Origin of the sequence: Pseudomonas sp. NPDC077408 (assembly GCF_050269105.1) — a bacterium.
Lineage (GTDB): Bacteria > Pseudomonadota > Gammaproteobacteria > Pseudomonadales > Pseudomonadaceae > Stutzerimonas.
In genome coordinates, this window is sequence record NZ_JBNNHS010000001.1 from 842,769 (window position 1) to 857,299 (window position 14,531).

The window sequence follows — 14,531 nt, forward strand, 5'->3', positions numbered from 1 at the left end:
ATAGGCGTCACGAGAGGGTGTCGATCAGAAAACGGGGTTGGCATGGCGCGAAAAGAACGGCAGCAGGCAAGCGAGCAATGCGTCGGGCTTGGAAAGTTGGGGTGCATGGCCGCAATCGAGCGTGACGCGCTCGGCGCCCGGCACCAGCTCCTGCATCCAGCTTTGCACCGCAGGCACCACCGAGCGGTCGGCACTGCATTCGATATACAGGCGCGGCAGACGGCCGAAGCGTTCGGGCGTCCAGCGAGCGGCCACAGAGCGTCCGCCATCGGGTTGTGCGCCCAGGCGCTGAGCAGCGGCCAGTGCCCGCGGCAGGGGTACGTCATGAAAGAACAGGGCGCAGGCGATCTCGGCCGGGACGCGTGTGCCCAAGCCGTCGGCGCTGCGCTGCAGGAAAGGGCCGACACCGGAGACTTCCGGCGCCGTGCTTACCAGTTCCGCACAGGCTTCGGCGAACGGCAGGCCGCTGGGGAGCATCATGCCGGCGACATAGGCGACGCCGGCGATACGCTCGGCACGCTGCTCGGCGACGGCGGTAGCCGTCAATCCGCCGCCTGAGTGGGCGACCAGCTGCACGGGGCCGTCGAGCGTATCGATCAGACTGGCAACGTGCGCTGCATACAGGTCGAGGCTCACTGCTGCTGGTGATGTGTCGTCGCTGCCATTGCCGGGCAGGTCAACGGCATGTGGCATGTAACCAGCGGCACGCAGACCTTCGAGTATGTCGTCCCATACCCAGCTGCCGGCCCAGGCACCGTGAATCAGCACTACGTGGCGATCAGGCATAGGTCCTCCGGTACATTTCGCGGTAATGCGCTTCAACGGTGACGCTGGGATAACGCGGCGCTTCGCCAGATTCGAGGCAGGTCGGAATGCAGCTCACCAGGTGGTCAGGATTGCCGCCGTAGAAGAAGGGCACGCTGTAGCGCTCATGCCCGGACAGATTCACCACGCGATGCAAGGTCGAGCGGTAACGGTCGTTGGTCCAGCGGGCAATCATGTCGCCGAGATTGACCACGTAGGTGCCGGGCAAGGGCGGTGCGTCCACCCAGTCCTGAGCGTGGTGATTCCAGACCTGCAGGCCGGGGTTCTCGTCCTGCAGTAATAACGTCAAGCCGCCGAAGTCGGTGTGCGCACCGCACCCCTTCTCGCCAGGCGCTGCCATTGCGGGCTGCGGTGGATAGTGCAGCAGGCGCAGGGTAGCCATGGCTTGATGACAGAAGCCGGCGAAGTAGGTCTCCGGCAACTCGAGCGATAGCGCCAGGCCTGCCATCAGCCGCTCGGCGAGATCGGTCATGGCGGTGTGATAACGCTCCATGGCGGGGCGGAAACCGGGCAGCGACGCTGGCCACTGGTTCGGCCCGTGATTGAAGCGCCCGGCTTGCACACGCGGATCGTCTGCCGGAAGGTCGCGGCCAAGGTAGAAGCCTTCCTTCAAGTCAGCCGGCGCGCCAGGTTCCAGGCACTGGCCGCGTAGGGCTTCATAGCCGCGGTTGGCTGGTGACGTGGCTTTGTCGAGCGCTCGTTTGGCCTCGTCAGGCAGGTCGAATAACTGCCGCGTCTGCTCGAACACGGCCGCTTGTAACCTCGCATCGATGCCATGCTTGTAAATGTAGAAGAATCCCCACTCACGGCAGGCCTGTCCGATCTGCCCGGCGACGGCATTGCGTTGCTGTGAATCGCTGCTGAGCAATCCGGTCAGGTCGATCAGCGGCAGGTAGCACGCTTGGGCCGGGTCTGGACTGAATGGGTAGCTCATGAATGACACCTGCGACGGTGGGCGGGGACCCGTTGTGGCGCAGTATCCGGTGCGTCAGCTGTACGCAAAAGCAGAGAATATCGAGCATCCCGATGCCGTTTCGGCATCGGTTGTTACTGCCTCTTTTGAGGGCGGTAAGCGCTCTAATACGGGGCTTACGGCACCCTGCGCCGGCGTTGGGTTGGGCCACTCTGCGTCATGCTTGGCGAGGCGCTGCGCCCCGGAATGGCGCACTCAGGGTGCTTTCCAATGAGGTTAAAAAATTTCACATGCCAGGGTTGGCGCGTTGAGTACAGAGCGCGCGGGCGACCGAAGTCTGAGTTTGCAGAGCGATAAGGCGAGGAGGGGGATAGGACGATGCACGGAGGTGAAGAGGGGGTCAGGTGCGCTCGGTCTCGGCGCGCTCGTATTGTTCGCGGCGGGTGATTTCCTCGCAGAGCGCGCGAACGAACGCGTCCACCGCCACCGGGAGGTAGCGCGAGCTGCGCACGTACACACCGAGATCACTGAGCACCTGACCATTGTCGTTTAGTGGCAAGTGCACAAGCGTGCCGGTGAACAGTTCCGCTTCGATGCCGATGCGCGTCTGGAACGCGATGCCAGCGCCACGTTTGGCCATTTGCGCTGCAAGCTCCACCGAGCTCGTTTCCAGCGCCGCTTTCTGCGGCGAGCGGGTGCGCGCCAATACCGGGGCGAGCAGGTGATGAATCGAGAGGTCGCTTTTTGCCAGGATCAGGCGGTGTTCGGCGCAGGTTGAAAAGCTCACTTCGCGGCGTCCCGCCAACGGATGATCGGCAGACACGATGGCGCCGAGGCGAAAGTGGCCGACGCCCAGCTGCTGCAAATCAGCGGTTCGCCGCAGCGCAAAGGCGATCCCGATATCAGCCTGTCCGCTGGTAACCGCCTCGGGAATGGCTTGCGAGCCCAAGCTGGTCACTCCCACGGTAATGTGCGGATAGCGCGCAGTCATGTTTTCGAGCACCGAAGGCAGCAAGTCGACCGTGACGCCCGAGACCGTTGCAATCTCCACATGGCCGGTGCGCAGCCCCTGCAATGCGTCCAGCTCGGAGCTGGCCCGCGCAGCGTCCTGCAAGACCACGAGCACGTGGCGAGCGAATACCTCACCTGCAGCGGTCAGACGCAGCCCAGCCGGCAGGCGCTCGAACAGCGGTGAACCTATCTCGGCCTCGAGTTTCAAGATCTGCCGGTTTACGGCAGAGGAGGCCACGTTGAGCCGGCGCGCGGCTTCCCGGATCGACTGACAGCGTCGCACCATGTCGAAGTAATGGATCGCGGGGGAATGAATGCGCAGACGACGGGACATACAGATTGAAGGCTCGGGGTGGGCGGCGGAATGGCGCTGGGATCAGCGCGGCGGCGTCAGGCCACAGCCTTTGAGAATCACCCTGATCAGCGTCTCGGTGCCACGTTCGAAATCGTCCTTGGTGATGCGGCGCTGGCCAGTGATGCGCCGTATCTGGTCGGAGAAATCGGCGTAGTGCTGAGTGCTGCTCCAGATCAGGAAGATCAGATGCATAGGGTCGATCGGGTCCATCTTGCCGGCATCGCTCCAGCCCTGCAGCACGGCGGCGCGGCCTCGAAACCACTCGCGATAATCCTCGTTGAAGTGTGCGGACAGGCATTCGCAACCGCTGATGACTTCCATGGCAAAGATCTTCGAGGCCTGTGGCTGCTTGCGAGAGAACTCCATCTTGGTGCGGATGTAGTCCGCCAGCGCAACGGCTGGGTCGTCTTCCACGGTCAGATGGTCGAACGCGTTATCCCAGAGCTCGAGGATATGGCGCATCACTTCGACGTAGAGGCCGAGCTTGTTGGTGAAGTAGTAATGCAGGTTGGCCTTTGGCAGTCCGGCGCGAAGCGCAATCGCGTTCATGCTGGTGCCCTTGTAGCCGTGGCGGGCGAATTCTTCGGCTGCGGCTGAAAGGATCAGCTCCTCGTTCTTCTGACGAATCCGTCCGGTGGGTTTACCGTCGGTAGGCGTCTGCGGCAGCAAAGCGTCGAAAGTAGTCATAAGGTCCTTTCCCTGTGTCGGCGGCATCAGGCCCGATGCGCTATCGAATGCTAGCCTACGCGGGCTATGGAGAAGGTGGCTACAGACCTACGGACGGGTCGTGCACCCACGCCGAACTGAAGCGGGGATCGGGAGAGCACAACGGCGGCACCGTTTGGGCGCCGCTGCTGGTGAACAAGACCGTTCAAGACGGCATGCCGCCCGTGGAACGAGCGGCTGTGCATATTAGAAATGCACCTTCACGATGGCGTTCCAGGCGCTCTGGTCGGTCGGGCCGACAAAGTTTTCGCTGACGAAGCCGCCATCTTTGATGCCGTACTTGTTCGACCAGTAGTCATATTCGATACCGACATAGAGCTGACCGGCCTTCTGATACACGGCCTTGCCGAGGTCGTATTTAACCTGCGGGTTGATGTGCAGGTTCTTCGATTGGAAGTCGTCCGAGCCTTCATTGCCGGCGTCATTGACCACCCAGTCGATATAGCCATCGATGAGAATGTCCGAATTGCCGACGGGAATGGTGATGGCCCAGGTCGGGGTAATCTGCCACTGGCCGGAGGCCTTGTTACGAATGCCGTCAGGCTTGCGGTAATAGGTGTTGATGGCCAGACGGTCGAAGCCCGGGACTGCCAGATCAACGGCGGGGCCGAGCAGGTAGTTCTGCACTTCGTTCTCGCCGCGCTCGTAGGTGAAGGCCACCAGCACATCCTTGATCGGGCCGTACGAGAAATCCATTCCGGTGGTCTTGCCGAGCGACAGACGCGGGCTGAACTCGCCGTAGTAGGTGCGTGCGGCCTCGCTGTCGTCCTGGCTTTCATTCCACTTGTAGTCGACGAACAGGAACACGTCGCCATAGGTCCAGCCACTGGCATGTTCGAAGGTCAGGGTGTGCTGAGTATCGGGGTCGACCTTGAAATCGTTCCCGTACAGATAGGTCAGGCTGTTATTTTGCCAGAGCATCGGTGCGGCGATTGCCTGGCCAGCGAGCATCATGCTGCTTGCGAGTGCGGCAGTGGTCAGTATGGATTTCATGTAGCGCTCCTGTTGCGTTATGTGTGCTTTTTCTTGGCCGAACGGTCAGATGAATCTGACATAGCAAGTCTTGAGCCAAATGCTATGGGATCACCGTATGTTCTGCTTAGTTGTTATTTTTCAATCAGTTGCGATTATCGGTCGGCGGCGATTCCGGCATCGTCTGCTCTCCGCGTATGGTCCTGCCCCAGAAAGAACCTGACCGAACGGACAATGCTCCATCTCGATGCAAGCCTTTCGCCATCCGCCCGGCTCGGGCGAGCTGGCATTCCGTAACGAGCTGCCATGTTGAACGTGTCGTTAGGGCCATCTAGAAGTGCCGGGACGGTGGCGAGTTGCTGAACACAAAAAAGCCCCGCGGGTACGGGGCTTCACGTTTCGGGCGGTAATGATCAGATCACTTCGGCCCAGAGGTCGTATTCGTCGGCGTTGGTCACCCGGACGCGGACCTTTTCGCCAGCCTGAAGAGGACGCTCGCTGTCGACATAGACCATGCCGTCAATCTCGGGAGCATCGGCCCACGAGCGACCGATGGCGCCGTCTTCGTCCACTTCGTCGATGAGCACATCCAGCTCCTGGCCAATCTTGCGTTCCAGGCGCGCCGCGCTGATGGCCTGTTGGTGGGCCATGAAGCGGTCCCAGCGGTCCTGCTTGACGTCGTCCGGTACGGCTTCAAGGTCCATGGCTTCAGCAGGTGCACCCTCGACCGGCGAGTACTGGAAGCAGCCAACACGGTCGAGCTGGGCTTCGGTCAGCCAGTCGAGCAGGTACTGGAAGTCCTCTTCGGTCTCGCCGGGAAAGCCGACGATGAAGGTGGAGCGGATGGTCAGCTCCGGGCAGATTTCCCGCCACTTCTTGATCCGGGCCAGGGTCTTGTCTTCGAAGGCCGGGCGCTTCATGGCCTTGAGCACCTTCGGACTGGCGTGCTGGAAGGGGATGTCCAGGTACGGCAGGATCTTGCCCGCAGCCATCAGCGGGATCACATCGTCGACGTTCGGGTAGGGATACACGTAGTGCAGTCGCACCCACACGCCCATGCTCGACAGCGCCTGGCACAGCTCGAGCATGCGCGTCTTGACCGGCTGGCCATTCCAGAAGTCGGTTTTGTACTTGACGTCCACACCATAGGCGCTGGTGTCCTGGGAGATCACCAGAATCTCCTTCACGCCTGCTTTGACCAAGCGCTCGGCCTCGCTGAGCACGTCGCCCACCGGCCGGCTGACCAGCTTGCCGCGCATGGAGGGGATGATGCAGAAGCTGCAGGTGTGGTTGCAGCCTTCAGAAATCTTCAGATAGGCATAGTGACGCGGGGTCAGCTTGATGCCCTGCGGCGGCACCAGATCGACGAAGGGATCGTGATCAATGTTTGGCGGCACCACTTGGTGTACGGCGTTGACCACCTGCTCGTACTGCTGTGGGCCGGTTACGGCCAGAACGCTGGGGTGCACGCTACGGATATTGTCTTCAGCAACGCCCATGCAGCCAGTGACGATCACCTTGCCGTTCTCGGCGATGGCTTCACCGATGGCATCCAGGGACTCGGCCTTGGCGCTGTCAATGAAGCCGCAGGTGTTGACCACCACGACGTCGGCGTCCTCGTAGGACGCCACAATCTGGTAACCCTCCATGCGCAGCTGGGTGAGGATGCGTTCAGAGTCGACCGTTGCCTTGGGGCAACCCAGGCTGACGAACCCGACTGTTGGCGTTTTGCTCATCGACTTTGAACCTCGAAAACCGCAGCTGAAAAAGGCGCGCGAGTATACAAAGCTGAGTATTTTTTAGCCATGTCTGCCGTCGCCCGGCCGAGGCCTGAATGCCATCAGGAGCGAGCCGAGGATCAGGCGTCCGGTTTGGAATCTTCCGGTGAATACTGATCGGGCTCAGCGATTTCCGAGCGATTTCGGCCGTTTTGCTTGGCGCGGTACAGCGCGGCATCGGCCAGCTTCAGGACGCGTTCGATGTTGCTGGCGTGCATGGGCCAGACTGCGATTCCCAGCGAAACGGTGATGTTGCCGACCACGGGGATTTGCTCCAGCTCGACGCTGGTGCGCAGACGCTCGGCTACCAGCAACGCCGAATCGAGGGTGGTGTTGGGCAGCAGCATCAAGAACTCTTCGCCGCCGCTGCGACAGAGAATGTCAGCGTCCCGTGAGCAGGTCGTCATCAGTCCAGCCATCTGGCGGATGACGGTATCGCCCACGTCATGGCCGTGAGTGTCGTTGATGCGCTTGAAATGGTCGATATCCAGCGCTATGACCGCAAAAGACCGGCCCTCGCTGGCGAGCATCTCGAGGGCCAGTGTGAGGCCGCGACGGTTGTGCAGCCCGGTCAGCGGATCGGTTTGAGCGTCCAGGTTGAGCTTGCCGATGCGCTGATGCAGCAGGCTGATGCCCAATTGCATGGCGCGCTTGAGTTGCGCCGCTTCGAAATACCAGGAGCGGATACGCTGAATGCGCTCAGCGCTGTTGGGGGCATCCATTTCGCTTGCGCGCTGGGCCAGCTGAGAAAGCGGTCGCGTTATCAACGTCGCCAGTCCCCAGATGCAAAGCAGCGTCAGCAGAGCGAGCGGTGCCGTCTGACGGATGACTTTGAGCATCAGATCATCGAGCGGCTGCAGTGTGTCGGCGGTTGGTCGCTGGGCCACGATGCCCCAGCCTGCTGCCGGGGAGGCCGCATAGCCAGCCAGCATATCCACGCCTTGACTGTTGATCACTCGAAGGCTGCCGGACTCCCCTTGCAGCACCCTGTCGATGACTTCGTTCTCGGCCACTACTGTACCCAGGCGTTTCGGCTGCGGGTGATAGAGGAGCCTTCGTGACTGGTCGACGGCATAGAGGTAGGAGCCGTCCTGATAGAAGTGCTCGCCCAACATGCTATGGAGGATGTTGCGCTCGCGCAGAGAAATCACCCCGCCTATATAGCCGAGGTAGGTACCGTCACTGGCGACGATAGGATGCGAAATAAGGATTACCAACGTACCTAGTGCCGAAGTGTACGGGCTGCTGATCAGCGGCTCGCGTTTAGCCAAGGCTCGGAGAGCACCCGGTGAGTTCAGCTTTTGCCCAACCAATAGGCCGGTATTCGGAGCGGTCGCCAGCACTTCGCCCTGTGCGCTGGTAATGACGATGGCATTGAAGCTGTCTGTCTGTCGCCGCAGCCGTCTGGCTTCCTCGTTCAGTACATCGTTGTCAGAAAACTGGGCAGCAATATTCTCAGCGCTGACGGCCAATTGCTGCTGGGCAGAGTGAAAGAACAATTCTGTCCCGTCTGCCAGTTTTGCCGCATATGCGCGGTTGGCAGCCAGCGTGCTGCCGATCAGCGAGTCACGCTGGACCTTATAGCTGGCGTAGAAGCCGATACCGAGCGTGATCAAGCCACTCAGCATTGCCAACAGGATGATCAGTCGGCGCAAGTCCAAGCGAGGTAGGCGAGCGGTTTGCATAATTCCAGTTGTAATCAGTCTCGGTAACGGCGCGATGTAGAGATTGTGTTTGCCTGCAGCAATGACGGCAATCAGTCGACAATAGGGCTGACTGCCCCTGGCTCAAGGGGTAACTCGCGAGACCCTAACACGGTCATCAAGCAGGCAAAGCAGATTATTGACTGCGTCCCCTCGTTGCCGTGGACAAAACATGAACAACCGGGCGCGGCAGGTGACCAATGTGCACCGGCGAGTCATTAGGTCCGGATCCCCTTTGCTACCATGCGCTCACTGATCGAAACGGAAAGCTGCTGTGACCGACAACTCTACCTACTCGCCAACCGCGCCGACTCATGTTCCGACCGGCGTACCAGGGTTGGACGCTGTTCTCAAAGGAGGGCTGCTACCCCGGGCGGTCTATATCGTTCAGGGTGGACCGGGCGAAGGAAAGACCATTCTTGCCAATCAGATCTGTTACAGCTGGGCGGCTCGTGGCGAGCGCTCTCTGTACGTGACCTTGTTGGCTGAAACCCATCATCGTCTGCTTCGTCATTTGCAGAATATGCGATTCATGGACAACCAATTCGCCGGCACTTCGGTGGTCTATGAAAGTGCTTTCGATATTCTGCGTACCGACGGGTTGGAAGGCATCCTTCGCTACCTCACGCGCAACGGCAAGCGCCAGCAGGCTTCGCTGATCGTGATTGACGGCCTGTTCGCGCTGGAAGAAAACGCCGCCTCGGAGCGAGCGTTCCGTGAGTTCATCAACGACTTGTCGATCTACGCTGACGTGGTTGGGTGCACCATTCTGTTGCTGACCAACAGCAAGCGCGACTCCGGTAGCCCTGAGTTCACCATGGTTGATGGTTGGTTGCACCTGGGGAGCGACGAGGATCAGTTCCGCACCTACCGCTATGTTCAGGTGCGCAAGTTCCGCGGCAGTGACTTCATCTCCGGTCGGCACATGAGTTCGATCACCAGCGACGGTTTTCGCGTGTTTCCACGGCTCGAGGCGGTCACTGGCGATCTACAGTCGGCAAACATGCGCGACGAACGCTTGAGCACGGGCGTCGCCGGGCTCGACGACATCATTCAGGGCGGCATTCCTTTTTCCTCGACAACCCTGCTGGTAGGCCCGACAGGGGTGGGCAAGACCACCTTGGGATTGAGCTTCATCTGCGATAGCAGTGAAGCCGAGCCCGGGCTCATTTTCGGCTTCTACGAGGACGCGCACAGACTCCGACGTCGTGCGAAAGCGCTCGGGCTTGAGCTAGGCGCGATGATCGACAGCGGCGTGGTGGAGGTGGTCCATCACTCCCCGACGGAGCTGTTACAAGATCAGCTCGCCGAAGAAATCATCGAGGCGGTTCGCCGCCGGGGCGTCAAACGGCTGTTCATCGACGGCATTGACGCATTCAAGCAGGCGGCGGTGAACGAGCAGCGGCTGGGCCGTTTTGTCAGCACCCTCACCGCTATCCTCCGCTGCGAGGGTGTTACGACAGTGTTCACTGCTGAGCTGGCCGAGATCGTCGGTGGCGAACATGGGCTGCAGTTCGCGGCGGTCTCGGCAATCGCGGAGAACATCATCCTGCTGCGGTACGCGGAACTCGAGTCGAGGCTCTACCGTACGCTGGCCATTTTGAAGATGCGCGAAAGCGGCTTCGATCCCTACGTATACGAGTTCTATCTGGGCGAGGGAGGGTTCAAGCTCGGAGGGAGGATGGAGCGTACCGAGGGGGTCGTGACGGGGCAGCCCCACCGTCAGACCGTAACGGGAGGGCGGGATGCGTGACGAGCAGCCGCAAAAGCTCGACCCGCTCGTGTTGCTGGTCGAGGATGAGCTCGGCCTCAGCAAGCTGATGGTGATGATTCTCGAGGACGAGGGCTACCGAGTCGTCGAAGCGGCAAATGGCGCGCAGGGCTTGGTCAAGCTTGAGCAGGAAAAGCCGGCGCTGATCATCACCGATTACATGATGCCCGAGCTCAATGGCTACGAAATGATTTGCACGATACGCAAGAACCCGGCATTCGAAGACGTGCCGATTCTGATGATGAGTGCTGCATTGCCTCAGCAGTTGCCGGTCGACGATCTTGTCGATCATTTTCTGCCCAAGGGCACCGGGCTTGAGAAGCTGGTGACTACCATTCGCCATCTCATCGAGACTGGCGGCAAGCGTTCAGAGCCGACTCCCTAATGGCCGGCCGGCCGGCTGCTGCGCTCAGGGCGCCGGGGTTAGGCCCGCACCGCTGATACCTGGGCGATTGCTTGGCAGGAAGCGCTTGAGGCGCAACGCTGGCGATTCGATCAGATGCCAGGACAATGCAGCGATGGCGATGCTCGCTGCCAGGCTGATCGCCATGAAAGCCGGTAACGAGAGGTGCGGGTCCAGCCAATGCATCAACAGCTGCTGCACTGGGAAACTGAAAATGTAGATGCCGTACGAAAAGTCACCGTATCGGCCGAAGCGTGACAGTCGCGGAATTCTCAGGTGGGCCAGGTAAATGGTCAGGTAGGGCAATGTCAGCACATGAACGAGGAACCACCACTCGGTCCTCGCGCTGATCAGCGAAAGCGTTAGCAGCACTACCGCGATCTTCCAGTTCCAGGGCAGGATCTTGCGATACAGATAGAGCGCTGATCCGAGAAAGAAAAACATGCCCAGGCGAGTCACCTTGCGCAGCATGTCGCTCTCCAGTCCAAGGTTAGGCGCCAAGTGGAAATGGATGAACATAAGCGCGATCGGCACAGCCAGTACGGCGATTCGTCCGAGCAGTTTGAGCAGCCCCAGCAGCAACAACATCGTGTACATCAGCACTTCATAAGGCAGCGTCCAGACTGATCCATTGACCGTCTCGGGGAATGGGTTTTCGGTGAACACGCCAGGCAGGTGGAACTGGGTGAACAGCGCCACATTCGTGAGATAGCGGACGGTCTGGCTATTGAGCAGGTACTCGCTCAGCGACAGTTCGGTGGCCAGCGGGCCGACGATGAAAGCCGTGAACAGCGTCGATACCGCCAGCGCCGGAAATATTCGCAGCGCTCGTTTGCCGGCGAAGTCCAGGCTGCTGCGGCTGTGAATCCAAGATGCGGCAATCAGAAAACCGCTCATGACGAAGAATAGATTCACCGCTATGTCGGCCGTATCCATGGAACCTGTGAACAGCCGCACCGGTTCGACAGCGCCCAGTCCCGATAGCCAATAACAATGGCCAAGCACCACTGCGGATGCAGCGAAGAAGCGTAGAAAGTCAAAGTTGTTTTCGTCGCGTTGCATTGATGCGATATCCATCCACGTCTCCTAATCGTGTCCGCCGAAACGCCTGAGGCGGCCACGTCAACGCAGTGGGAAGACTTTGCTCATGCCTAACGCACCATTTTCGCCGTCGTGGATGGCCTGCTCGAGAAGCGCCAGGCGCTCCCGGCTGTTACGCAAGCGCGCAAAGAGGCGCAACAGGGTGAGAAAGACCGCTCGGTTGAGCCAATGGAGCCGGGGCGAAGCGGCCCAGACGTTTTTGTCGAACCATGCTTGATTGCGCGCGGTGTAGTAGGCGCGGAAATCGGATTCACCGAGCAGGAAGGTTTCGTAGATGTTGCTGGTGCGCTCCTTGATGTTCCAGGACTGCTCCAGCTCCTCGATCACGGCTTCGGTAAAGAGATACAGTCGTCCACCGCTGGCGGTAATACGCCGGGTGTACTCGGTATCGTCAACGTAGAGGACCAGTTCCTTGAGCGGCAGACCTATCCGTTCATACAGGCTGCGATGCGCGAGCAGGCCGCCGTAGGGGGCGAATGGCAGGCTGATGCTCGTGGGTGGCCTACTGGGCCGCTTGCCCCAGGGCAGTCGACGCCAGAGTTTGTAAGGCAGCTGGGCGATATGAAAACCGAAGTAACTGGAGCGCGGCTGGCGGATGTACCGCGCGGGCACGCCTTGCGCAACGTCGGCTTGTTGCGTTGCCCGATAGCCCAGCACCGCGACCCGATCCTTGCCGAGCAGGCCAGTGAGGCGCGCAAGCTCGTGGTGCAGAATCGACACCGCGGCAGCCGTGGGTGCGTTGTCGTCGTCCATCATCCAAATGTAATCGGCATCCGCAGCCAAGGCGGCCTGGATGCCCACCGCGTAGCCATTGGCCGAACCGGTGTTTTCTGTCAGCTCGATCAGGCGGACCTGGTCCGGCCAGCGCTCCGCCAACTGATCGAGGGGTGCCAGCGCCGCGTTGCTTACCACCACCACATCGCTGATGGCGGTAAAGCTCAGGGCCCGTTCGATCAATTGCTGGAGATAGGGCAGCCGGTCGCCGTAGGTCACGGTAACCACAGTGGTTTTCGAAGTCATGGTTGTCTCGGCGTGAAACCTGAGGGTGCCCGCTACCTTGATAGCGTGGCTCATCTGGCAAGGCCCTTGCGGCAATGCGGTGGGAGCGATAGCGGGAACTCGTTGAGCGCGGTCTACAACTGAATCAACCGATCTTGCCGGATGCGTTGCTGGCTGAATACGTTCCATTGGCCGATCGATCGGCGGAACAAGGGCTCTCGTCCTCTGCGGTAAAGAACGCGTGGAAGATAGTGATCAATGGGCTATTACCGGGCATCCCGGCGATTGCCGGAGCCTGGAAAATTTCCGTATAGGAATACCCGTCTGCATACACCAGCGTTTGCTTGGTTTGGTCTGCACTGTCCATGGCGTCTCCAAATAGGTCGCGGGTTAAAACGAGTAACGAATGCTTTCGCCTGAGCGGATGTACTGGCTACCGGAAAGCGGCTTCGCCAAGCGAATCGGGGCAGGAGATGGTGTTTCGGCGTGGTTTACGCCGATGCATGGGCTAACGCTCTGGCCTCGCCCGAGGTTGTAGATGTTTTTTCCAGCCGTACAGTGGGACGTGCCCTGCGCAGCACTTTCATACTCGTGCAGGTGCTGCTCATCGTATGCTGAGCCGGCTTTGTGGCTGGCGTTTGTCGTCCCGCTGATCAGCAGCGCGAGGCTTAAAGCCGATAGGGTCTGAATGCGTTGTGTTGCGGTGGTTGTGCTCATCCTTGAAGCCTCGCAATGGGGAATGAGGGCTCGGTCAGGCGTGCTTCATCGGTACAGCCGTCGGGTAAATCTGAGCCACGCTCAGAGGGGTTACCGTTGGTCGATGCAACAGCGCGTCCTGCCCTTGAAGCAACGAAACCTCTCGAACCTTAGTATCAACGAACGCCTTAATCTCCTGCCTGAATCGTTCGGTTGAAAATCGCTCTGCGCTGGTGCGGCAAGTCTCAGGCAGGATCAGATGCGCTTGCGCCTCGAATTGCCCCACAGCGGCTATCAGTGACTCCGGCGTCTGTTCGGTATAGAACACGCCCGTCGGCTCGGGGTGGTCGATTCCTCGTACGGTTTCCAGTACACCCCCTCTGCCAAAGGCGATAACGGGCGTGCCGCATGCCTGGGCTTCGATGGGTGCTATGCCGAAGTCTTCCTCCGCTGCAAAGACGAAGGCGCGGGCGCGCTGCATGTGGTGCAGCAGCACCGCGAAGCTCTGATACCCCATCAGCGTTACGTTCGACGTGGCGAGCTCCTTGGCCTTTTCCATCTCAGGTCCGCTGCCGATCACGACCAGCTTCTTGTCCGGCATCCGCGAAAACGCCTCGACGATCATCGGAATGCGCTTATAGGGCACCATTCGCGAGGCGGTCAGGTAGTAATCCTCCTTCTCCGCGTGGAGCGTGAACTGGCGCGTGTCGACCGGCGGGTAGATCACCGTGGATTCGCGTCGGTAGCTCTTGTTGATTCGCCGGCCAATGAAGTGCGAGTTGGCGACGAAGTCATCCACACCGCTGGCGGTGCGCTGATCCCACATGCGCATGTAGTGCAGCAGCATGCGTGCCAGCTTGGCCTTGAAACCATGGTCCAGGCTCGCTTCGTGCAGGTATTGATGTTGCAGATCCCAGGCATAGCGAATCGGCGAGTGCACATAGCTGATATGCAGTTGGTTGGGGCCGGTCAACACGCCTTTGGCGACGGCGTGACTGCTGGAAATCACCAGGTCATAACCCGACATGTCCAGCTGCTCGATGGCCAGTGGCATCAGCGGCAAATACTTCTGGTAGTGCGTCTTCGCCTTCGGCAGTTGCTGAATGAAGGTCGTGGTGGCGCGCTTGCCGCCGAGGTTGGCGCGGTCCTCGTCAGAGAGAAAGTCGATCACGGAATACAGGTCGGCTTCCGGCCAGACGTCCAGCAATCCGGAAAGTACCCTCTCAGCACCGGCGTAGGTCACTAGCCAGTCATGAATTATGGCGATTTTCATTGCGA

The 14,531-nt window shown here is 60.1% G+C and carries 13 protein-coding genes; 2 read left to right on the top strand and 11 right to left on the bottom strand.

Annotation, left to right across the window (positions count from 1 at the left end):
* Nucleotides 1-24 precede the first annotated feature (24 nt).
* The 7 genes from ACQKEK_RS04205 to ACQKEK_RS04235 all read right to left on the bottom strand — a co-directional run bounded on the left by ACQKEK_RS04205 (nucleotide 25) and on the right by ACQKEK_RS04235 (nucleotide 8,265).
* Complete coding sequence (locus ACQKEK_RS04205) at nucleotides 25-786, bottom strand: alpha/beta fold hydrolase (RefSeq protein WP_499141163.1); 762 nt, start codon at nucleotides 784-786, stop codon at nucleotides 25-27.
* Nucleotides 779-1,759 (bottom strand): isopenicillin N synthase family dioxygenase, encoded by a 981-nt coding sequence (locus ACQKEK_RS04210; RefSeq protein WP_499141164.1) that lies wholly within the window; start codon nucleotides 1,757-1,759, stop codon nucleotides 779-781. The genes ACQKEK_RS04205 and ACQKEK_RS04210 overlap by 8 nt, the downstream gene beginning before the upstream one ends.
* A gap of 379 nt (nucleotides 1,760-2,138) precedes the next feature.
* On the bottom strand, nucleotides 2,139-3,083 hold the full coding sequence (locus ACQKEK_RS04215; protein ID WP_499141165.1) for a LysR family transcriptional regulator: 945 nt from the start codon (nucleotides 3,081-3,083) through the stop codon (nucleotides 2,139-2,141).
* Between the two features lie 42 nt (nucleotides 3,084-3,125).
* Nucleotides 3,126-3,791, bottom strand: coding sequence for a TetR/AcrR family transcriptional regulator (locus ACQKEK_RS04220; RefSeq protein ID WP_499141166.1), 666 nt, complete (start codon nucleotides 3,789-3,791; stop codon nucleotides 3,126-3,128).
* Between the two features lie 225 nt (nucleotides 3,792-4,016).
* The gene (locus ACQKEK_RS04225) at nucleotides 4,017-4,823 is read right to left on the bottom strand and encodes an outer membrane protein OmpK (protein WP_499141168.1); all 807 of its coding nucleotides are present in this window, start codon (nucleotides 4,821-4,823) and stop codon (nucleotides 4,017-4,019) included.
* Nucleotides 4,824-5,215: 392 nt separating this feature from the next.
* The gene (rimO, locus tag ACQKEK_RS04230) at nucleotides 5,216-6,538 is read right to left on the bottom strand and encodes a 30S ribosomal protein S12 methylthiotransferase RimO (protein ID WP_499141169.1); all 1,323 of its coding nucleotides are present in this window, start codon (nucleotides 6,536-6,538) and stop codon (nucleotides 5,216-5,218) included.
* A gap of 122 nt (nucleotides 6,539-6,660) precedes the next feature.
* Nucleotides 6,661-8,265 (bottom strand): sensor domain-containing diguanylate cyclase, encoded by a 1,605-nt coding sequence (locus ACQKEK_RS04235; protein ID WP_499141171.1) that lies wholly within the window; start codon nucleotides 8,263-8,265, stop codon nucleotides 6,661-6,663.
* A 292-nt stretch (nucleotides 8,266-8,557) separates the two neighbouring features.
* Here ACQKEK_RS04235 and ACQKEK_RS04240 point away from each other — a divergent pair, with 292 nt between their 5' ends.
* Nucleotides 8,558-10,036: an ATPase domain-containing protein gene (locus tag ACQKEK_RS04240; protein ID WP_499141172.1), complete on the top strand. Its 1,479-nt coding sequence runs from the start codon at nucleotides 8,558-8,560 to the stop codon at nucleotides 10,034-10,036.
* The gene (locus ACQKEK_RS04245) at nucleotides 10,029-10,439 is read left to right on the top strand and encodes a response regulator (RefSeq protein ID WP_499141173.1); all 411 of its coding nucleotides are present in this window, start codon (nucleotides 10,029-10,031) and stop codon (nucleotides 10,437-10,439) included. Before ACQKEK_RS04240 ends, ACQKEK_RS04245 begins: the two co-directional genes overlap by 8 nt.
* Nucleotides 10,440-10,463: 24 nt before the next feature.
* Here the strand turns inward: ACQKEK_RS04245 and ACQKEK_RS04250 are convergent, their stop codons facing one another.
* The 4 genes from ACQKEK_RS04250 to ACQKEK_RS04265 all read right to left on the bottom strand — a co-directional run bounded on the left by ACQKEK_RS04250 (nucleotide 10,464) and on the right by ACQKEK_RS04265 (nucleotide 14,526).
* Nucleotides 10,464-11,534 (bottom strand): acyltransferase family protein, encoded by a 1,071-nt coding sequence (locus ACQKEK_RS04250; protein WP_499141174.1) that lies wholly within the window; start codon nucleotides 11,532-11,534, stop codon nucleotides 10,464-10,466.
* A 45-nt stretch (nucleotides 11,535-11,579) separates the two neighbouring features.
* Nucleotides 11,580-12,578 carry a glycosyltransferase gene (locus ACQKEK_RS04255; RefSeq protein ID WP_499141175.1) on the bottom strand — a complete coding sequence of 333 codons (999 nt, stop codon included), beginning with the start codon at nucleotides 12,576-12,578 and terminating at the stop codon, nucleotides 11,580-11,582.
* 124 nt (nucleotides 12,579-12,702) lie between these two features.
* Complete coding sequence (locus ACQKEK_RS04260; protein WP_128120544.1) at nucleotides 12,703-12,924, bottom strand: hypothetical protein; 222 nt, start codon at nucleotides 12,922-12,924, stop codon at nucleotides 12,703-12,705.
* A gap of 384 nt (nucleotides 12,925-13,308) precedes the next feature.
* On the bottom strand, nucleotides 13,309-14,526 hold the full coding sequence (locus ACQKEK_RS04265) for a glycosyltransferase family 4 protein (RefSeq protein WP_499141177.1): 1,218 nt from the start codon (nucleotides 14,524-14,526) through the stop codon (nucleotides 13,309-13,311).
* Nucleotides 14,527-14,531 lie beyond the last annotated feature (5 nt).

Bases quoted from the DNA above. Each gene is read 5' to 3' on its own strand.
- ACQKEK_RS04205 (WP_499141163.1), bottom strand. From the start codon at position 786: ATGCCTGATCGCCACGTAGTGCTGATTCACGGTGCCTGGGCCGGCAGC.
- ACQKEK_RS04210 (WP_499141164.1), bottom strand. From the start codon at position 1,759: ATGAGCTACCCATTCAGTCCAGACCCGGCCCAAGCGTGCTACCTGCCG.
- ACQKEK_RS04215 (WP_499141165.1), bottom strand. From the start codon at position 3,083: ATGTCCCGTCGTCTGCGCATTCATTCCCCCGCGATCCATTACTTCGAC.
- ACQKEK_RS04220 (WP_499141166.1), bottom strand. From the start codon at position 3,791: ATGACTACTTTCGACGCTTTGCTGCCGCAGACGCCTACCGACGGTAAA.
- ACQKEK_RS04225 (WP_499141168.1), bottom strand. From the start codon at position 4,823: ATGAAATCCATACTGACCACTGCCGCACTCGCAAGCAGCATGATGCTC.
- rimO (WP_499141169.1), bottom strand. From the start codon at position 6,538: ATGAGCAAAACGCCAACAGTCGGGTTCGTCAGCCTGGGTTGCCCCAAG.
- ACQKEK_RS04235 (WP_499141171.1), bottom strand. From the start codon at position 8,265: ATGCAAACCGCTCGCCTACCTCGCTTGGACTTGCGCCGACTGATCATC.
- ACQKEK_RS04245 (WP_499141173.1), top strand. From the start codon at position 10,029: ATGCGTGACGAGCAGCCGCAAAAGCTCGACCCGCTCGTGTTGCTGGTC.
- ACQKEK_RS04250 (WP_499141174.1), bottom strand. From the start codon at position 11,534: ATGGATATCGCATCAATGCAACGCGACGAAAACAACTTTGACTTTCTA.
- ACQKEK_RS04255 (WP_499141175.1), bottom strand. From the start codon at position 12,578: ATGACTTCGAAAACCACTGTGGTTACCGTGACCTACGGCGACCGGCTG.
- ACQKEK_RS04260 (WP_128120544.1), bottom strand. From the start codon at position 12,924: ATGGACAGTGCAGACCAAACCAAGCAAACGCTGGTGTATGCAGACGGG.
- ACQKEK_RS04265 (WP_499141177.1), bottom strand. From the start codon at position 14,526: ATGAAAATCGCCATAATTCATGACTGGCTAGTGACCTACGCCGGTGCT.